This window comes from Inquilinus sp. Marseille-Q2685, assembly GCF_916619195.1.
Lineage (GTDB): Bacteria > Pseudomonadota > Alphaproteobacteria > DSM-16000 > Inquilinaceae > Inquilinus.
In genome coordinates this window covers 276,456-293,991 of the sequence record NZ_CAKAKL010000003.1, presented here as the reverse complement: position 1 = coordinate 293,991, position 17,536 = coordinate 276,456, and the positions used below count along the sequence as shown (strand labels likewise).

Below are 17,536 nucleotides of genomic sequence, written 5' to 3'. Positions count from 1 at the left end.
CGGCTGGCGGCCCGCATCGCTACCGCCGGAGGAGCGCTCTCCATGGCGTTCATCATCTCAGCGAATATGGCCGCGGCAGGCGTGGGCAGCCAAACCGAAGCGGCTGCCCGTCCCCTCGCTGGCGGCGTCCGGCTCGCCCAGGCTCAGGGAGGCAAGCCGACTGGCACCGGCAAGGTGAACTCGGTCGATGCGGGCCGACGCATGGTCAATCTCAGCCACGGACCGGTCGCTGCTCTCGGCTGGCCAGCCATGACAATGAATTTTCCCGTGGCGCAGTCCGTGAATCTCGCATCGATCAGGGAAGGCAGCCAGGTGACCTTCACCTTGGGCAAGGGGGAGAACGGCAAGTACGCCATCGACTCCCTTCGCCCGGCACCCTGACCCAGACCGTCAGAGTCCCGACGGCCCCGGCATTCGACGATGCTGGGGCCTGTACCGGCCGCAGCTCGGCCGGCGACGGCACCGCATCATTGCGGCTGCGGCAATCCGAGCCTCGGCAGGGTGATTGTCACACGAAGGCCACGCGCCTCCCGGTTGCTCAGTTCGATGTCCCCGCCATGGGCCCGGATGACCGAGCGCGCGACGGCGAGGCCAAGGCCGGTTCCACCGGTCTCGCGGCTGCGGGATCCGTCGATGCGATAGAACGGCTCGAAGACGCGGTCCTGCTCGGCCGGAGGGATGCCTGGTCCTTCATCGTCGACCTCGATCCGGATCTCATGGTCGCTCGACCTTGCCCGGACGACCGCACCGTTCCCGTAGAGGATCGCGTTCTGAATCACATTGGTGAGGGCGCGCTTGAGAGCCAGCGGCCGGCCGCGGAACGGCAAGTAGCTCTCCCCGACATATTCCGCCCTGTGCCCGGCATCCGCCGCAGCATTGCAGATCGTATCGAAGATGGCGGACAGGTTGACGACCTTGGCCTCTTCGGTATTTGCGTCCTCGCGCAGGAATGCCAAGGCGGAGGAAACCATGGCCTCCATTTCGTCGAGATCGGCCAGCAGCTTCGCCTTCTGGTCTGTGTCGTCAACGAATTCGGCGCGCAGGCGCACACGCGTGATCGGCGTCTTGAGGTCGTGCGAGATAGCGGCAAACATCTGAGTCCGGTCGCGAACCAGACGACGGATGCGGTTCTGCATGTCGTTGAAGGCATGTGCCGCGCTCCTGACCTCTCGGGGGCCGGTCTCCGGGAGCGGCGGCGCATCCATGTCGACGCCGAGACGTCTCGCCGCGCGCTCCAAGGCCCGCAACGGCCGAGTCAGAATCCTGACGGAGACGACAGCAAGACCAAGGATGGCAACGACCATGAGCGTCGTTGACATCAGGAGGTGTTCCTGCTGCGACCGCAATATGCTGTCGCCGATGGAGCGAAGCTCGAAATTCGCCCAGGTTCCGTCCGGCAGCTTTGTCGCGATCTGGATCCCGGAAGCGGCTCCGCCAGGATCGCCCTCCGCGTGTTCGTCGGCCGGAATTGACGATGGCCGGTTGGCCTCGAGATCCGTTTGGATCTCGGCGATGTGCCGGGTCAGCTGGGTCGTCCAGGCATCCGGCGCCATAGCCTCGACCGATGGAGCGTTGTCCCAGTGGACCTCGACGCCCGGTCCGGATAAGGCATGAGCCGTGCGATCCCGGTCCTCTGGTGACGAAGCGGCGATCGCCCTTTGCATCGCAACGATCCGCTCGGCCAAGAGGCGGCTGGTCGAGATGCCGAGTTCCTCGCGGAGGTCGCTGCGATAGAGCCCCACGCTCGCGATATGCGAAACGGTGAGCCCGGTGAGGAGGACAACGATCACACGTCCGGCAATCGTGCCGGGCAGCAGCCTCGACAGCCGGCTCATGGGCGCTCGACTGTCGGGAGGAACAGATAGCCCGCTCCGCGCACCGTCTTGATCAGGTCGGCCCCTAACGGATCGGCATCGCCGAGTTTCCGGCGCAGCCGGCTCACCTGGACGTCTATGCTCCGGTCGTAGGGCTGGCCGATGCGATTCCGGGCCATGTCCAGAAGCTGGTCTCTGCTCAGGATGCGCTGTGGATGTTCGACAAACGCCAGCAGCAGATCATACTCGCCCGCGCTCAGATCGATCGCCACGCCATCCGGGGACGTCAGCTCGCGACGGTGGGTGTCGAGACGCCAACGGGCGAAGGCGAACATCCGGCCGCCTTTCCTTTCCCGGGAAGGGGAAGAGGACGAGGTCCGCCGCAGGACGGCCTTGACCCGTGCGAGCAGCTCTCTCGGGCTGAACGGCTTCGCGAGATAGTCGTCGGCCCCCATCTCGAGCCCGACGATCCGATCCATCTCCTCGCCCATCGCCGTTAGCATGATGATGGGCATATCCGAGAAGGCGCGAATCTCCCGGCAGAGCGTCAGCCCGTCCTCGCCGGGCATCATGATATCGAGCACGACCAGGTCGATCCCGGCCGTCGCCAAGATTTCGCGCATTTCGACGCCATTGCGCGAGCTCGTCACCCGATATCCGTGCTTGCGGAGCAGCCGAACGAGCAGATCCCGAATCTCCGGATCGTCGTCGACGACGAGCAGATGAGCCCCACCGTCGAGACCACTGGCCTCAGTGAAGTCCCGGCGGGGCGGATGGGGGATCGGGGAGAGCTTCATGCGGAGCGGTCTAACACAGGGCGGCTCAACTCTATAGCCGCCGCCTCGCCCCGTTACACTCTGTAACACCCATGAAAAATCGTCGTTACCGGTTCCGCCTATGGATGTGCCGGCAAAGGTTGCCTGCTGGTTGGCCATGACGCCCCGGGAGAAACACCCGACGAGCTGCCCACCGGTGCCGAGGCACCCTCACCACCCTCCACAATGTCGGGCCGAGGATATGACGAACATCATCAAGTCTGGGCATGCTCAAGGTTTGACGGCCGCCGTGCTGTCTGCGTCGGTCTTCATGACGGCGTCCTTCGCATTCGCGGACGCCGGTCACTCCGGGACGAAGAGCATCGGGGAGCCGCCGACAGGGCGGACGACGACTCGCGTCGTCGAGATCACGATCAAGGACAGCGCCTATGAACCGAAGGCTGTCCGGGTCAAGGCCGGTGAGACGGTGCGCTTCGTGCTGAAGAACGAAGGCGAACTCCTGCACGAGTTCAACCTGGGCACCGCTGAGATGCATGCCGAGCATCAGCATGAGATGCAGACCATGGTCGAGCACGGAATGCTGACGCCGACCGCGGTGGTCGCGACCTCGATGCCCGGGATGAGCCACGACGACCCGAATGCGGTCTTCATCGAGCCGGGGAAGACGGCCGAGTTGTCCTGGACGTTCCCGGCGGGCGGCACGATTGAATTCGCATGTAACATTCCGGGACACTACGAATCCGGGATGGTCGGCAAGATCGTGTTTTCGAGCTGACCTCGGAGAGCACCATGCCTAATGGCCGAGACGGTGATCTCTCCAGACGAGACATCCTCAAGCTCGCCGGTGCGTCGGGGGTCGCCGGCTTGGTCTCCATCTACCCTGGCCGCCGCAGCTTCGCCCAGGCCACAAAGACCTACCGTCTCGACATTCGGGAGACGCGGATCACCGTGGACGGGGTGAGCAGCCGGGCGGTGATGATGGGCGGATCGGTCCCCGCCCCGACCATGAACTGGACTGAAGGCGACGAGATCGTCGTCCAGGCGACGAACCGGCTCGACGAACCGAGTTCGATCCACTGGCATGGCCTGTTGATCGCTGGGGTGATGGACGGGGCGCCGGGCTTCAACGGGTTCGTCGCCATCCCGCCTGGCGGAACCTACACCTATCGCTTCAAGCTCCGCCAAGCCGGGACCTACTGGTACCACAGCCACTCCGCCGGGCAGGAGCAGTCCGGAATGTACGGCGCCATCGTCATCCAGCCGGCCGCAGCCAATCGGGTCCGGGCGGACCGCGACTACGTGGTCGTCCTGTCCGACCATACCCAGGAGAACCCGCGGCGCGTCCTGGCCAATCTCAAGGTCGATGCCGCCTACTACAACCGCAGACAAAGGACCCTGATCGATTTCCTTCGGGATGGAAATCGCGACGGGTACGGCGCCGCCATTCGGGACCGCCTCGATTGGGGCGAAATGCGCATGGATCCGACGGATCTTGCCGACGTCACCGGCTATGCGTTTCTGGTCAACGGGCGGGGGCCGCAGGACAACTGGACCGGGCTGTTCAGACCAGGCGAGCGGGTCCGGCTGCGCTTCATCAATGCGTCCGCCATGAGCTTCTTCGACGTTCGAATCCCCGGCCTTGCGATGACCGTCGTCGCGGCCGACGGGCAGGACGTCGAGCCGGTCTCAGCGGACGAGTTCCGCTTCGGTGTCGGCGAGACCTACGACGTGATCGTCACGCCGCCGGACGATGCTGCGTATACCATCTTCGCCGAACCGATCGACCGGACCGGCTATGCCCGTGCGACCCTGGCCACCCGCCATGGCTTGGAAGGGCCGATACCGGAACGGCGTGCCCGTACCATCCTGAGCATGAACGACATGGGGATGGACCACGGCTCGATGGATATGTCCGGCACGGACATGTCCGGGATGGATCACAGCTCGATGGATATGTCCGGCATGGACATGTCGGGGATGGATCACAGCTCGATGAACATGTCCGGCATGGACATGTCGGGGATGGATCACAGCTCGATGGACATGTCCGGCATGGACATGTCCGGAATGGATCACAGCAGCATGACCGCAGGCGGCGGCAATGGGAGCAGGCGGCGGCCGTTCGGCTGGGCCGATGCCGACACGCCCGCGGGCAAGAAGGCCCTTACCTATGCGGATCTTCGAGCGGCCGTCCCCTCCGAGGACCGGCGTGAGCCGACCCAGGAAATCGAGCTTCGCCTCACCGGGATCATGGAGCGCTACATCTGGACGTTGAACGGAGAGAAGTTTGCTCGGGGGGGTGGCATCCGGGTCCCCTACGGTGAACGTGTCCGCCTACGCTTCGTGAACACCACGATGATGGCGCACCCGATGCACTTGCACGGAATGTTCGTCGAGCTCGAAAACGGCCAGGCGGACGCTCCGCCTCGAAAGCATGTCGTCGTGGTTCCGCCGGGGCAGACGGTGACGGCCCTGCTGACGGCCGACGAGCCGGGAGACTGGCCGTTTCACTGCCACCTCCTCTACCACATGGAATCGGGAATGATGACGCGCTTCATCGTCGAGCAGCGTGCCGCCCGGTCGTGATCAGCAAGGACATCCGATGACGCACGAACGACGATCCGGCGCGGGCCGGGCGCGGTGGCTGGTCATGATCTGCGGCCTCGCCGTGACGTCCCTCCTCGCCGAGGGAGCCGTGGCCGAAGAAGACGGTCCCGCAGGAACGATGGCGGACGAAGTCATGGCGGAGCACTCGATCTTCACATGGTTTCAAGCGGACCAGTTCGAATATCGCCTCAATGACGGCCAGGACAGCTTCAACTGGGAGGCGCAGGGATGGGTGGGCAGCGATGACGAGAAGGCCTGGCTGAAGACCGAGGGAGCGGTTCCGCTTGATGGACCGGTGGAAGAGGCCGAGGTGCAACTCCTCTACAGCCGCCGCATCTCGGATTTCTTCGACGCCCAGGCCGGCATCCGCTACGACATCCGGCCGGAGCCGGAGCGCGGCTTCGCCGTGCTCGGCATCCAGGGTCTTGCACCGTATTTCTTTGAGGTCGGCGCTGCAGCCTTCGTCAGCAACGAGGGCGAAGTCTCTGCGAGGTTCGAGGCGGAATACGATCTCCTGGTAACCCAGCGGCTGATCCTTCAGCCCGCCGCGGAGATCAATGTGGCCATCCAGGAGGTCGAGGAGCGCGGTGTCGGTTCCGGCATCAACGACATCGAACTCGGTCTGCGGCTCCGATACGAGTTCGCCCGCGAATTCGCTCCCTACATCGGTGTGAACTGGGAACGAAAGCTGGGCCGGACTGCCGATCTCGCCCGAGACGAAGGAGAGGATGTCAGTGACGTCTCCTTCGTCGGCGGCATTCGATTCTGGTTCTAGGAGAGAGACATGTGGGGTCTTCGTAGGCTCGCGGCCGCACTCGCCGCAGCGGCCGTCGCATTTGCGGCCGCCGCGGCTTCCGGTGCGGAAGTCAGCGTCGAGATGCTGAACAAATCCGGGGATCGGACATACGCCTATGCGCCCGATCTGCTGAGGATCCAAGCGGGAGACAGCGTGACATTCCTGGCCACCGACAAGGGGCACAATGCCGTCTCGATCGACGGGATGCTCCCGGACGGCGCATCCGCAATCCAGGTCGGCATCAACAAGCAGGCGACGGTGACGTTCGATCGCCCCGGAATCTACGGCATCAAGTGCACGCCGCATGTCGGTCTGGGCATGGTCGCGGTGATCGTGGTCGGCGACGGTGGAGATCTGGAGGCGGCGCGAGGCGCGGCCGCGAAGCTGCCGCCCAAGGCCAAGGAGCGCGTCAACGCTCTGCTCGGGCAAATCGCAGGCTGAAACTCGGCCCGAAAGGCATCGGTCCTCAAAGGCTGCGGAAGCCGCCTTCGGCGACCGATGCCGCCGGCTCCGTCAAAGAACCGGCGGATAGGGAGGACAGGCAAAGACGACGCGATGCTCTCGTTCACCGATTTCCATTTCCTCGGCGACGCCCTGTTCCTTCGCGTCTTCGATGATCCGCCCTTCTGGGTGCACCTGTTTGCGCATGTGGTCATCATAGCTGGGCCCGCGGGCCTGCTCGTGCTTGCAGTGAGCTGGTGCAGCCGACGATGGTTCTGGGCGCGCGCCGCTCCGTCCTCGCCCCGTCCCATCGCTTCGGAACAGCCGGTATCAGGTGCCGCCTCCCTGCCGCCGGGCCTCTTTCGGTATATTCTGCAACGGAGCTGGCGAGCACAGATTCTCCTGTTGCTGGGAGCGGCCGTCTCGATGCCGATCCTCTACGCGACGTTGGAGCTGCCGAAGCTCATCATCAACTCCGCAATCAGTTCCGGCCACTTTCCTGCCGATTACTGGGGATGGCGCTTCGAGCAGGTAGAGTATCTGTTCATCCTGTGCCTGATCTTCTTGGCTGCGGTCATCGCCAATGGCTCGCTGAAATACCAGATCAACCTGCACAAGGGACGGCTGGCGGAAACCCTGACTCGCCGCCTCCGTCTGGCGATCCACTCGCAGTGGCGGCGCCACGGTGAGATGGAAGGCGCCGAGATCATTCCCGTCATCGTTCAGGAGGTGGAGCCGGTCGGCGGATTTTCCGGCGACGCTTTCGTCCTGCCTGTTTTTCAGCTCGGCACCTTTCTGACGATCTTCCTCTTCATGTTCGTTCAGGACCCTGTTCTCGGAGCGGCTGCCGTCAGCCTGCTGCCCATTCAATTGGCCCTTGTTCCCAGGTGGCAGCGACGCATCAATGCCCTGGGACGAGAGCGTGCTCTCGAGATGCGCAGGCTCGGCGTCCTGATCGGCAACGGAACGGGATCCGTACACGCTTCCCCTGCCTCGTCCATCAACCGATCCTTCAGGAGAATTCAGCGGATCAGATTTGAGATCTATCGAAGAAAATTCTTCGTTAAGGGAGTAAACAACTTCATCTGGCAAATGACGCCATTCTTCTTTTACACGATCGGAGGATATCTGGTGATTGAAGGGCGCCTCTCATTTGGAGCCCTCGTTGCAGTCCTTGGCGCATACAAAGATTTCTCGGCACCGCTGCGTGAGCTTCTGGGATACTATCAAATGATGGAGGATGCTCGTGTCCGATACGAGGATATCCGGCGCTTTGTCGCGCGTACGTCGATCCCGCGACCTGAATTTCTCGACACCGACACCGCACACCAGTTGAAGGAGGTCATCTGAGATGGCGCGGCTCCGCGGTCCAAGGCAGTGCGCAAGCAGTCGCGACAATCCCGCAGCGATCGGCTGCGTTTCGCCGAACGTCAGCAGCCACGCGGGAACATCAATCCTCCTTCTCGGGTGATGGCGCGAAGAGGTCAGCCCGGTGTCGCCCTTCCCCGGAATGCGACGCCGCGCCGACGGGACCGGCCTCGACACCAAAGCGCCCCGCCTTCCGGGCCTGGACGAAGGCGCGGTCGCTGGCAAGGAAGCTCTCCAGCATGTAGGGGACCAGATCGGATACCGACTCCGCCCTGCCATAGGTCTCACGGTACAGATCGGCGTAGGCCCGCAGAGATTGCGCGAGCTCCGGAGCCGCCTGAAACGAGATTCTGGCCGGCGTGCGGTCCGGCAGCCGGCGGAGCTTGAGATCGGGCATTTTTTGCCTCCTCATCCCTGATAAGGCTCAAGCACGAGATCCTTGTGGACGACGACGCGGAGCGGCCAGCCGGGCCGGACCTTGAGCGTGGGCTGGATATCGAGCGCCCGCTCAGTGATCTGCTGGCCGGCCTGGTTCACGCTCTGCTGCGTCGATTGCCGGAACGCCCGGACGAGGTCGCTTTCGTCGTCGCCGAAGGTAAGCTCGGTGCCGACGCCGAGGAGCGTCGAAAGCACGACGCCTTTGAGGAGCTCCCAACCGTGGACGTCGACCTCGTCCTCAAGCCCAGCATAGCCGGCGGTGTCCGTCGCCGGAAGATTGTCGAGGACGATCGAGCGTCCGTTCGGCATGACGATGCGCTGCCAGACGACGAGCGCCCGGCTCTGGCCGAAGGCGATGTTGCTGTCGTAGCGTCCGATGAAACGCGCGCCCTGCGGGATCAGCAGGACTCGGCCTGTGACGCTGTCGTAGACGTTCTCCGTGACCTGCGCCGTCACGAGTCCCGGCAGGTCCGAGTTGAGCCCGGTGAGGAGGCTCGCCGCGATCACGGTTCCCGCCATCACCTGATAGGGCGAGGCCGGCCGCTGGATCGCATGCGGGTTGTAGATCTCGTCGTCGGCCGGGCGGGCCAGGAAGTCGAGCTTGCCCTGCTGCGCACCCGGACCGCGCCCGGGATCGAGGCCGAGCCGCTCCGCCCCGGTCTGTGGAGTGTCTACCCCACCGCTCGCCCTCTGCCTTTCTTCATCCCGAGCCTCGTTCGAGATCCGGAAGAAGACGCCGGCCTCGCGGGCCTGCCGCGCCTGCTGGGCAAGGCGGAGCCGCTCGGCGCGGGAGGCGTCCGCCTCCGGATCCGGACGCAGGCTTGGGCCCGAGGGCGCGACGCCGAGCGACTTCTCCCGCTCGACCACGGAGAGGCCGAGGTCGCCGGGCAGCGGCGGACCGAGCGCAGGCACCGGTTTCGGGATCTGGTCGTAGCTCCCGGGCAGCGCCAGGAGCCCGTCCGGCGTCGTCCTGCGAGCGATCTCGACCGGCGCCTCGGGCCCGCGGCGTCGCGGCATGCCCTCGAGCGCGAGCCAGGCCGCCCCGAATATCGCTACGCAGAACAGCGCCGAGAGCGCGATCACGAGGCGCCGCCGGAACCGGATCACGCGCCGCGGCCGCCCTCGCAGCACCAGAGCCTCGGGCGGCAGCTTGCGTCCATCCTCGCGTGGGGCTTCGCTCATCGCCCATCCGTCCGGCTGATGCGGACCACCTGCTGCGGGTCCTCGCCGAGCCGGAGCTCGGCCGCGGCGAAGAGGCGGTCGACGATGTAGTACGCGCCCCGCACCCGGTAGTTGACGAGCGCGTTGTCGCCATCCGGGCCGACGACGAAGAGCGGCGGCATCTCGCCTTGGTCGATCCGCCGCGGAAACTGGATGTAGACCTTCGAACCGTCGTCGAAGGCCTGGACCGGCCGCCAGGGCGGATGGTCGCCGCCGATGGCGTAGCGAAAGCGGAGGTTCTCGAGCGAGAGGCCGAGATCGACTGGCGCCGCGGCGTCGGCGAGGCTGTTCCTGGCTTCGAGCACCAGAAGTTCGTCCGCAGGATAGGTCCATGAGATCGCAGCCATGGCCGTCCGCTCTGTGCTCTGGAGCGCGAGATGGTAAGCTCGCCGATCGGTCAGAATGACCAAGTTGGTGCGCAATCCCGGTGCGAACGGCTTCACCAGCACATGTACCCGCCTCGAAGCCCCTGCCCCGCTCGTCGTGTCGCCGATCACCCAGCGCACCGTGTCCCCGGCCGAGACGGCGGAGAGCGTCTCGCCGGGCTCGAGCGCGATATCGCTCACCTGCTCCGGCGCCGCGTAGAGCCGGTAGAGCGCCCCCTCCATGTAGGGATAGACCTGGACGGCGTTGACGTAGCCGGAAGCCGAGGGCTCCTGCAGCGCCGCCTGGTTCGCGGCCGCAACGCGGGCCGCGGGCGGGCGTTTGTCGCCCTTCGGCGGCTTCGGCTGCGGCAGGAGCTGCCCCGGCAGCGGCACAGGCTCGGGCACCTTCACGATCTCGACCGGCTTCGGCGGATCCCGCTCCACGACCGCCGGCTCGAAATCGTCATAGGCGATCTTCGGCGGCGGCGTCCCCTCGCCGCAGGCGACGAGCAGCACAATCGCGGACAGGAAGATGGTCGGTCGGATCGCGGTCATCTCACGCCTCCCTCAGCGTGTCTCCCTCGGGTCGAGCTCGCGCGCCCAGGAGATGCCGTCGACATAGAGGCCGAGCGGGTTCTTCCGCAGCACCTCGGCGCTCCTCGGCGGGTCGAGGACGACGGTGAGGATCGCGGTCCAGCGCTCGGTGCGCATGAGGTTGCCGCGCTCATAGCCCTGTTCGGTCCATTTGACCTGGAAGGAGCGGTCCGACACGCGGATCACGCTCGTCACCTGGACCGAGACGCTCTTCTCGCCCACGCCCTTGAACGGATCGTTGGCGCGGGCGTGGTCATTGAGGAACACCGTGCCGCGCTCGGTCGCGAAGTCGTAGGCCTCGAGCCAGTTGCGCCGCAGGAGCACCGGGTCGATCGGCGCCGAGCGCACATCCGTGACGAAGCGCCCGAGATACCAGGCGATCTGAGCATCGGTCGGCTCGTAGCCCTCGACGGCCGGCCCCACCGCCCGGCCCTGGCCCGCCGCATCGACCTCGACCACATAGGGCGTGACGCGGCTCTGCATGCCCTGCCAGATGAGGCCCGCTCCGAGCCCGACCGCGAGGCCGAGGCAGCCGAACGCCATGAGGCGCCAGTTCCGCGCCTGCACCCGGGCCGAGCCGATCCGCTCGTCCCAGGCCTGCGCCGCCTTCTGGTACGGCGTGACCGGCCCGGGCGTTCGGCCGTAGCGGTTCGAGGTCCGCCGGAACGGGGTCATCGCCGATCCTCCTCGGACAGCGGCACCGAGAGCGAGCCTCCGCCGTGATCGCCGGAGCGGATGGTGTGGACGGCGGCGGAGATGCCGTGCCGGATCGCCTCTCGATGCTTCAGGCGCCGCGCCCAGCCCGGCGCCTCGCCGGACGGACCGCTGGGAGACGGCGGGCCTGGCGGCGGCGGCGGCACGATCGGCCCGCCGCCGCTCCCCGGGGACGCTCCTCCTCCATTACCGCCCAAGGCCCGGATCTCGCGGGCGAGCTCCTCTCGGCGCGCGACCTGGCGTTCCACGGCGAGCGCGCCGGTGAAGCGCCCGCCGGCGGCGCCCAGCCGGGCCGCGGCGGCGACCGCTCCGGTCGCCGCCATGCCGCCGGCGGCGGCGACGCCGCCCGCGGCGAGCGCCGTCCCGGCCGCAGCCCCGGCGCCGAGCTGCGGCGCCCCGGAGACGAGGCCGGTCGCGATCCCGGGTCCGAAGATGCCAAGGCCGAGCAGGGCGAGCGATGCGAGGACCAGCGACATCGCGTCGGCCAGCCCGGGCTCGCGGCCCTGGAGCGCCCCGATGAACGCACTGAAGAAGTTCGACCCGATGCCGACGATGACGGCCAGCACCATGACCTTGACGCCCGCGGCCACGATGGCGCCGAGCACCCGCTCGGCGAGGAAGGCCGTCCGATTCCACAGCGCGAAGGGGACGAGGACGAAGCCCGCGAGCGCCGTCAGCCGGTATTCGAGGATGGTGATGAAAAGCTGCACCGCCAGCACGAAGAAGGCGAGGATCACGACGAACCAGGCGAAGAGCAGGATCACGATCGTCACCACATTGTCGAAGAAGGTGGTGAAACCGATCAGCGAGCCGGCCTGCTCCAGAAGCGGCCAGGCCGCCTCGAAGCCGATCCCGGCGAGCCGCCCCGGCCGCAGCAGGTCCCCGGCGCCGAGGCTGCTCTGGCTGGCCGTCAGGCCCAGCGCCGAGAAGGAGCGGAAGACGATGTCGGCAAGCGTCGCGAAGTCGTTCAGGATGAAGGCGAAGGCGCCGACCGCGAGCACCTTGCGGCACAACCGGGCAAGCACGTCACGCTCGCCGTCGAGCGCCCAGAAGAGGCCGGCCAGCGTCACGTCGATCCCGACGAGCACCGTGGTCAGGAAGGCGACGTCGCCGCCGAGGAGGCCGAACCCACCGTCGATATAGCGGATGAAGGTCTCCAGGAACCGGTCGACGACATTGAGATCGCCCATGCCCGATCCCTCACGGCGCGGTGTAGGCGGTCGGGGACCCGAGGAACCGGGCGAAGGCTGCGCGCGCCTGCTCCTGCGCCTGGGCGCGGCGCGCCGCCTCGGCGGCATCGGCTCGGAACTGCGCCGCGAGCAGGTCCTGGATCTGCAGCTGCTGCTTGACCGAGAGCGCGAGCAGCTGGTTCGCCGCCTGCTGCGCCTCGAGTGCGCCGGCCGCCCCTTGCGAGGCGTTGACGAGATCCGAAAGGCTGCCGGCGTCGCCGCGCACCGTCTCGACCACGCGCGCCTGCACGGTCATCGCCTGGCGGAAGCCGTCCATCGCCTCCTGCCATTGCCGCCTCGCATCGGCGGCGAACCGCTCCCCGGTCGCGTCCGTCCCGTACCGCCCCGGATAGATCTCGTCGAACAGCGCCTCGACGGACTCGACCCTGAAGGCGAGCCCGCGCGCCTCGTCCATCAGCCCGCCGATCCGCTCGAGGTCCGACAGCATCGACGGCAGCGCGGAGACATCGAGGCTCTCCAGGTTGCGCGCCATGTTCTGGAGCATGGTGGCTTCATTCTGCAGCGACCGGACCTGGTTCTCGATCTGCTCGAGCGCGCGGGCCGCCTGCAGAATGTTCTCGGCATAGTTCGAGGCATCGAACACCGGCCAGTCTGCGCGGGCGGGCGCCGTGGCGAGGACGAGGACGGCGGCGGTCGCCGCGATGCTCTCACGCAGCATGGGTCTGCTCCATCGTCACCGAAGGAAAGCGGTCGACGAGCTCGGCGGCCCAGCCGAGCCCGCGGGCGGCGAGGAAGCCTCGGCCGAACCCCTCCGGCCCCGCCTCGGCAAGGACGCGGTCGATGAGCGCCTGGTCCGAGGACGTCGAGGCGCCCGAGAACGCGAGCGCCAAGGGTCCGAGGCCCAGCTCGAAGAGCCGGTTGCCGCGACGGGACTGCAGGTAGTAGTGCCGCTTCGGCGTCGCCCGCGCGATCAGCTCGATCTGCCGCTCATTGAGCCCGAAGCGTTGATAGGCCTCGCGCGCCTGCGGCTCGACCGCCCGGTCGTTGGGCAGGAAGATGCGCTGCGGACAGCTTTCGATGATCGCGGGCGCGATGCTGCTGCCGGCGATATCGGCGAGCGACTGAGTCGCGAAGACCACGGCGACATTCTTCTTGCGCAGGGTCTTCAGCCATTCCCGGATCCGGGCGGCGAAGAGCGCGTTGTCGAGATAGACCCACGCCTCGTCGAGGACCAGCAGCGTCGGCCGGCCGTCGAACCGGGCCTCGAGCCGGTGGAAGAGATATGTGAGGACCGGCAGCACGACGCTCGCCTCGTGCAGCAGCGCCTCGGTCTCGAAGCACTGGACGTCGGCGGTCTCGAGCCGGTCCTCGGCGGCGTCGAGGAGCCGGCCGAAGGGACCGTCGAGGGTATAGGGCAGAAGCGCCGCCTTGAGCGGGTTCGACTGCAGGAGCATCGCAAGGCCGGTCAGCGTGCGCTCTCCGGCCGGCGCCGAGGCCAGGCTGCCGAGCGCCGACCATACCGCTTCCCTCACCTCCGGCGTGACCGCGACACCGTCGCGCGCCAGCAGGATCTCGATCCACTCCGCGGCCCAGCTCCGCTCGCCCGGCCGGTCGATCCCGGCGAGCGGCTGGAAGGCGAGCGAACCGTCCGCTCCGAGCGCCTGGTGCAGGCCGCCCATGGCGAGAACAGCGGCCCGGGCGGAGTTGCCCTTGTCGAAGAGGATGATCCTGCTGCCCGGATAGCGCCGGAACTGAAGCGCCATCAACGCCAGGAGCACCGACTTGCCGGCGCCGGTGGGCCCGACGATCAGCATGTGGCCGACATCGCCGACATGCGTGGACAGCCGGAACGGCGTGGCGCCGCTGGTCTCGGCATAAAGCAGCGGCGGCCCACCGAGATGCTCGTTCAGCGCCGGCCCCGCCCAGACCGAGGACAGGGGCAGGAGATGGGCGAGGTTGAGCGAGTGGACGAGCGGCTGACGCACATTCGCGTAGACATGCCCCGGCAGGCTGCCGAGCCAGGCCTCGACGGCATTGACGCTCTCGCGGATGGTGGCGAAGCCGGCGCCGTGGATGACGCGCTCGACGGCGCGGCGCTTCTCCTGGACGGCGCTCCGGTCGGCATCGGTCACCGTGACGGTTGTGGTCAGGTATCCGAAGGCGACGTGGTCGCCGCCGAGCGCCTGTAGCCCCTGGTCGGCGTCGGCCGCCTTGTTGTCGGCGTCGGAATCGAGAAGCTGTGCCGGCTCCTGGTAGAGCACCTCGCGCAGGAGCGCCCGGATCGACTTGCGCTTGGCGAACCACTGCCGGCGCAGGCGCGTGAGCTCCCGGGCCGCGTCCGTCTTGGCCAGCGCGATGAAGCGCGTCGTCCAGCGATAGGGGATGTCGAGGTGGTTGAGGCCGTCGAACAGGCCCGGCCGGGTCAGGCTCGGGAAACCGAGCACCGTCAGGCTGCGCAAATGGCGGTCGCCGAGCATCGGCTCGAGCCCTCCGGTGAACGGCTCGTCGACCAGGATCGCGTCGAGATGCATCGGCGTCTCGGGCACCGCGATCGGATGGCGTGCCGTCGAGACCCGCCCGTGCAGCCAGGTCAGGGTCTCGCCGTCGTCGAGCGCGCGGACCTCCGGCATCAGGTCGGCCAGGAGGTCGATCACGCGGTCGGTCTCGGCGACGAAGGCGGCGAGCTCGCGCCGCCAGTCGCGGCCCGTCTCCGGCCCGGCGGATTCCACGAGCGCCCGCTCCGCCCGCCGCGCGGGATCGGCCGGCGGCAGCCAGACGAGCGTCAGGTGACAGACGCTCTCGAAGTGCCCCCGCCGCGGCAGGAATGCCCCTTCCCGCTCCGCCGCCGGGAGGGCCGCCGTCCCCTCCTCGAAGGCGGCGCGCCGCTCCTCGTCGACGAGCCAGGAGATCGCGTCCGGAAAGAGCGAGGCCGGGTATCCCTGGGCCTCGAAGCGCTCGGCCTCGAAGAAGAGCGCCCAGCCGGAGCCGAAGCGGCGCAATACATTGTTGAGGCGGGCGCAGGTCGCGACCAGCTCGGCTTCGGTCGCGCTCTCGAGGTCGGGGCCCCGGAAGCGGATGGTGCGTTGGAAGCTGCCGTCCTTGTTGAGGACGACGCCGGGGGCGACGAGCGCCGCCCAGGGCAGGTGGTCGGCGAGCCGGTCGGACCTGCGGCGGTACTCTGCGAGGTTCAGCATGAGAGCCAGCTCCGCTGGCGCAGATGGCGGGCAAGCACATCCGCGAAATGAGGGTCCCGCCGCGCCGCGAAGACGGCGAGCGAGTGGCCGAGCGCCCATAAGAGCAGCCCGGCGATCCAGAGCTGCAGGCCGAGGCCGAGCGCCGCCGCCACGGTGCCGTTGACGATCGCGATCCCCCGCGGCGCGCCGGCCAAGAGGATCGGCTCGGTCAGCGACCGGTGCAGCGGCACCTCGAGGCCGTCGATATGCTCCGTCATGCGACCAGCGCTCCGCCGCTGAACGAGAAGAACGACAGGAAGAAGCTCGAGGCGGCGAAGGCAATCGAGATGCCGAAGACGATCTGAATGAGGCGGCGGAAGCCGCCGCCCGTGTCGCCGAAGGCGAGCGTCAGGCCGGTGGTGATGATGATGATCACGGCGATGATCTTGGCGACCGGCCCCTGGACGGAATCGAGGATATTCTGGAGCGGCTCCTCCCACGGCATGTTGGAGCCGGCGGCGTGGGCCTGCACCGGCAGGACCAGCCCCGCTCCCGCAATCCGCAGCGTTGTGGTGAGAGCAGTCGAGCCGAGGAGCCGCGCCTTCAAACGTCGAGACATGGCGTATCTCCTTTCACAGAGCATGGAGCCGGTGGGGGACGAGATCGGCGATCGCGTAGTCGCCGTCGGCATCGAGGCCCGTGACCTCGGCGATGGTCTCGACCCGCCGGCCGGTGCCGCGGCCGCGGAGGAAGACGACGAGGTCGACCGCATCGGCGACAAGGCGCCGCGGCACGGTCACGACCGCCTCCTGGATCAGCTGTTCGAGCCGGTAGAGCGCCCCGCGGGCGGAGTTGGCGTGCACCGTCGCGATCCCGCCGGGATGGCCGGTTCCCCAGGCCTTGAGCAGGTCGAGCGCCTCGCCGCCCCGGACCTCGCCGATGATGATCCGGTCGGGCCGGAGCCGAAGCGTGGAGCGGACGAGATCGCTCAAGCTCGCCACGCCCGGCCGGGTGCGCAGCCTCACGCAATCGGGTGCGGGGCAGTTGAGCTCACGCGTGTCCTCGATCAGGATCACGCGCTCGTCGAGCCGCGCCAGCTCGGCCAGGAGCGCGTTGGCGAGCGTCGTCTTGCCCGAGCTGGTGCCGCCGGCGACGACGATGTTGCGCCGGCTCTCGACGGCTCGGCGCAGGGCCTCGGCCTGAAGGGGCGAGAGGATGCCGTCCGCGACATAGTCCTGGAGCGAGAACACCCGCGCCGCCGGCTTGCGGATCGAGAAGCATGGGGCCGTCGACACCGGCGGCAGGACGCCCTCGAAGCGCTCGCCCGTCTCCGGCAGCTCGGCGCTCACCACCGGACGGCCGGCATGGACCTCGGCACGGACGGATGACGCGACGATGCGGATGATGCGCTCGACCTCGGCCGCGCCGAGCCGAGCTCCTGTATCGATCCTCCCGTCGCCGAGCCGGTCGAGGCGCAGGGCTCCGTCCGGATTGACCATGACCTCGACCACGGCCGGATCGGCGAGCGCGGCGGCGATCGCCGGCCCCATGGCGGTGCGAAGCATGGTACGGCGCCGGTCCTGGGCCTCCGCGCTGCCAAGCACCACGCTCATGACGCGGCCTCCGGCATCGAGGCGCGCGACCGGACGTCCTCGGCGAGGCTGCGGCCGCCGGCGATGCGCCGCCCGACCTGGTCGATGAAGGCCTGGAAACGGTCCTGTCCGACGGCGCGCGCCACGGCCTGCTCGGAGTCCGGCAGAGGCGGCGTGACCGTCAGCTGGTATCGGATGAAGAGGCCGAGGCTCTCCATCACGATCCGCTGGTCGCGTTCGATCCGGTTGAGCTGCGCCGAGATCCGGTCGAGCCGGACGCGCAGGAGATCATCGATCTCGTTGGCGGCGCGACGGGCGAGCCAGGCTCTCAGCGCGTCGGCCACGATCGCCGACTTCGAGCCGCCGGACCGGGAGGCCAGCGCCTCGAGCTGGTCGCTGAGCGCGGCGTCGAAATAAAGATGGTGGCGCGACTTCATGGCGAGCTCC

The 17,536-nt window shown here is 67.6% G+C and carries 19 protein-coding genes; 6 read left to right on the top strand and 13 right to left on the bottom strand.

All coding sequences use genetic code 11. The features are described 5' to 3' along the window. Positions 1-42: 42 nt before the first annotated feature. Entirely contained in the window at positions 43-381 is a 339-nt protein-coding gene (locus LG391_RS19205) for a copper-binding protein (protein WP_225769644.1), read from the top strand. 86 nt (positions 382-467) lie between these two features. Here LG391_RS19205 and LG391_RS19200 read toward each other — a convergent pair whose 3' ends face one another. Together LG391_RS19200 and LG391_RS19195 are read right to left on the bottom strand one after the other, a co-directional pair. After that, on the bottom strand, positions 468-1,835 hold the full coding sequence (locus LG391_RS19200) for an ATP-binding protein (RefSeq protein WP_225769643.1): 1,368 nt from the start codon (positions 1,833-1,835) through the stop codon (positions 468-470). Further along, on the bottom strand, positions 1,832-2,611 hold the full coding sequence (locus LG391_RS19195) for a response regulator (protein ID WP_225769642.1): 780 nt from the start codon (positions 2,609-2,611) through the stop codon (positions 1,832-1,834). Before LG391_RS19195 ends, LG391_RS19200 begins: the two co-directional genes overlap by 4 nt. Before the next feature lie 220 nt (positions 2,612-2,831). Between LG391_RS19195 and LG391_RS19190 the strand changes: the two genes are divergently transcribed. The 5 genes from LG391_RS19190 to LG391_RS19170 all read left to right on the top strand — a co-directional run bounded on the left by LG391_RS19190 (position 2,832) and on the right by LG391_RS19170 (position 7,784). Next, on the top strand, positions 2,832-3,365 hold the full coding sequence (locus tag LG391_RS19190) for a cupredoxin domain-containing protein (protein ID WP_225769641.1): 534 nt from the start codon (positions 2,832-2,834) through the stop codon (positions 3,363-3,365). 14 nt (positions 3,366-3,379) lie between these two features. Next, positions 3,380-5,176: a copper resistance system multicopper oxidase gene (locus LG391_RS19185; RefSeq protein WP_225769640.1), complete on the top strand. Its 1,797-nt coding sequence runs from the start codon at positions 3,380-3,382 to the stop codon at positions 5,174-5,176. 16 nt (positions 5,177-5,192) lie between these two features. Further along, positions 5,193-5,972 (top strand): copper resistance protein B, encoded by a 780-nt coding sequence (locus LG391_RS19180; RefSeq protein WP_225769639.1) that lies wholly within the window; start codon positions 5,193-5,195, stop codon positions 5,970-5,972. 9 nt (positions 5,973-5,981) lie between these two features. After that, positions 5,982-6,434 (top strand): pseudoazurin, encoded by a 453-nt coding sequence (locus LG391_RS19175; RefSeq protein WP_225769638.1) that lies wholly within the window; start codon positions 5,982-5,984, stop codon positions 6,432-6,434. A gap of 114 nt (positions 6,435-6,548) precedes the next feature. Then, positions 6,549-7,784 (top strand): hypothetical protein, encoded by a 1,236-nt coding sequence (locus LG391_RS19170; RefSeq protein ID WP_225769637.1) that lies wholly within the window; start codon positions 6,549-6,551, stop codon positions 7,782-7,784. Between the two features lie 100 nt (positions 7,785-7,884). Here LG391_RS19170 and LG391_RS19165 read toward each other — a convergent pair whose 3' ends face one another. The 11 genes from LG391_RS19165 to LG391_RS19115 are packed head-to-tail and all read right to left on the bottom strand — an operon-like array spanning position 7,885 to position 17,526. Beyond that, the gene (locus tag LG391_RS19165; protein ID WP_225769636.1) at positions 7,885-8,199 is read right to left on the bottom strand and encodes a DUF2274 domain-containing protein; all 315 of its coding nucleotides are present in this window, start codon (positions 8,197-8,199) and stop codon (positions 7,885-7,887) included. Positions 8,200-8,210: 11 nt separating this feature from the next. Further along, complete coding sequence (locus LG391_RS19160; RefSeq protein WP_225769635.1) at positions 8,211-9,422, bottom strand: TrbI/VirB10 family protein; 1,212 nt, start codon at positions 9,420-9,422, stop codon at positions 8,211-8,213. Further along, positions 9,419-10,381: a P-type conjugative transfer protein TrbG gene (trbG, locus tag LG391_RS19155; protein WP_225769634.1), complete on the bottom strand. Its 963-nt coding sequence runs from the start codon at positions 10,379-10,381 to the stop codon at positions 9,419-9,421. Before trbG ends, LG391_RS19160 begins: the two co-directional genes overlap by 4 nt. Before the next feature lie 12 nt (positions 10,382-10,393). Continuing rightward, a complete protein-coding gene (trbF, locus tag LG391_RS19150; RefSeq protein WP_225769633.1) occupies positions 10,394-11,095 on the bottom strand; it encodes a conjugal transfer protein TrbF in 702 nt (233 codons plus the stop codon). Then, positions 11,092-12,324 (bottom strand): P-type conjugative transfer protein TrbL, encoded by a 1,233-nt coding sequence (trbL, locus tag LG391_RS19145; protein WP_225769632.1) that lies wholly within the window; start codon positions 12,322-12,324, stop codon positions 11,092-11,094. The genes trbF and trbL overlap by 4 nt, the downstream gene beginning before the upstream one ends. Before the next feature lie 10 nt (positions 12,325-12,334). Next, complete coding sequence (trbJ, locus tag LG391_RS19140) at positions 12,335-13,042, bottom strand: P-type conjugative transfer protein TrbJ (RefSeq protein ID WP_225769631.1); 708 nt, start codon at positions 13,040-13,042, stop codon at positions 12,335-12,337. Further along, the gene (trbE, locus tag LG391_RS19135; protein ID WP_225769630.1) at positions 13,032-15,518 is read right to left on the bottom strand and encodes a conjugal transfer protein TrbE; all 2,487 of its coding nucleotides are present in this window, start codon (positions 15,516-15,518) and stop codon (positions 13,032-13,034) included. The genes trbJ and trbE overlap by 11 nt, the downstream gene beginning before the upstream one ends. Further along, positions 15,512-15,775 carry a VirB3 family type IV secretion system protein gene (locus LG391_RS19130; RefSeq protein ID WP_225769629.1) on the bottom strand — a complete coding sequence of 88 codons (264 nt, stop codon included), beginning with the start codon at positions 15,773-15,775 and terminating at the stop codon, positions 15,512-15,514. Before LG391_RS19130 ends, trbE begins: the two co-directional genes overlap by 7 nt. Continuing rightward, positions 15,772-16,140 (bottom strand): TrbC/VirB2 family protein, encoded by a 369-nt coding sequence (locus LG391_RS19125; protein ID WP_374200751.1) that lies wholly within the window; start codon positions 16,138-16,140, stop codon positions 15,772-15,774. Before LG391_RS19125 ends, LG391_RS19130 begins: the two co-directional genes overlap by 4 nt. Continuing rightward, on the bottom strand, positions 16,130-17,110 hold the full coding sequence (trbB, locus tag LG391_RS19120; protein WP_225769627.1) for a P-type conjugative transfer ATPase TrbB: 981 nt from the start codon (positions 17,108-17,110) through the stop codon (positions 16,130-16,132). Before trbB ends, LG391_RS19125 begins: the two co-directional genes overlap by 11 nt. Continuing rightward, on the bottom strand, positions 17,107-17,526 hold the full coding sequence (locus LG391_RS19115) for a ribbon-helix-helix domain-containing protein (protein WP_225769626.1): 420 nt from the start codon (positions 17,524-17,526) through the stop codon (positions 17,107-17,109). The genes trbB and LG391_RS19115 overlap by 4 nt, the downstream gene beginning before the upstream one ends. Positions 17,527-17,536: the final 10 nt, after the last annotated feature.

Coding starts and splice junctions, on each gene's coding strand:
- LG391_RS19205 (WP_225769644.1), top strand. CDS start 43: ATGGCGTTCATCATCTCAGCGAATATGGCCGCGGCAGGCGTGGGCAGC.
- LG391_RS19200 (WP_225769643.1), bottom strand. CDS start 1,835: ATGAGCCGGCTGTCGAGGCTGCTGCCCGGCACGATTGCCGGACGTGTG.
- LG391_RS19195 (WP_225769642.1), bottom strand. CDS start 2,611: ATGAAGCTCTCCCCGATCCCCCATCCGCCCCGCCGGGACTTCACTGAG.
- LG391_RS19190 (WP_225769641.1), top strand. CDS start 2,832: ATGACGAACATCATCAAGTCTGGGCATGCTCAAGGTTTGACGGCCGCC.
- LG391_RS19185 (WP_225769640.1), top strand. CDS start 3,380: ATGCCTAATGGCCGAGACGGTGATCTCTCCAGACGAGACATCCTCAAG.
- LG391_RS19180 (WP_225769639.1), top strand. CDS start 5,193: ATGACGCACGAACGACGATCCGGCGCGGGCCGGGCGCGGTGGCTGGTC.
- LG391_RS19175 (WP_225769638.1), top strand. CDS start 5,982: ATGTGGGGTCTTCGTAGGCTCGCGGCCGCACTCGCCGCAGCGGCCGTC.
- LG391_RS19170 (WP_225769637.1), top strand. CDS start 6,549: ATGCTCTCGTTCACCGATTTCCATTTCCTCGGCGACGCCCTGTTCCTT.
- LG391_RS19165 (WP_225769636.1), bottom strand. CDS start 8,199: ATGCCCGATCTCAAGCTCCGCCGGCTGCCGGACCGCACGCCGGCCAGA.
- LG391_RS19160 (WP_225769635.1), bottom strand. CDS start 9,422: ATGAGCGAAGCCCCACGCGAGGATGGACGCAAGCTGCCGCCCGAGGCT.
- trbG (WP_225769634.1), bottom strand. CDS start 10,381: ATGACCGCGATCCGACCGACCATCTTCCTGTCCGCGATTGTGCTGCTC.
- trbF (WP_225769633.1), bottom strand. CDS start 11,095: ATGACCCCGTTCCGGCGGACCTCGAACCGCTACGGCCGAACGCCCGGG.
- trbL (WP_225769632.1), bottom strand. CDS start 12,324: ATGGGCGATCTCAATGTCGTCGACCGGTTCCTGGAGACCTTCATCCGC.
- trbJ (WP_225769631.1), bottom strand. CDS start 13,042: ATGCTGCGTGAGAGCATCGCGGCGACCGCCGCCGTCCTCGTCCTCGCC.
- trbE (WP_225769630.1), bottom strand. CDS start 15,518: ATGCTGAACCTCGCAGAGTACCGCCGCAGGTCCGACCGGCTCGCCGAC.
- LG391_RS19130 (WP_225769629.1), bottom strand. CDS start 15,775: ATGACGGAGCATATCGACGGCCTCGAGGTGCCGCTGCACCGGTCGCTG.
- LG391_RS19125 (WP_374200751.1), bottom strand. CDS start 16,140: ATGCTCTGTGAAAGGAGATACGCCATGTCTCGACGTTTGAAGGCGCGG.
- trbB (WP_225769627.1), bottom strand. CDS start 17,110: ATGAGCGTGGTGCTTGGCAGCGCGGAGGCCCAGGACCGGCGCCGTACC.
- LG391_RS19115 (WP_225769626.1), bottom strand. CDS start 17,526: ATGAAGTCGCGCCACCATCTTTATTTCGACGCCGCGCTCAGCGACCAG.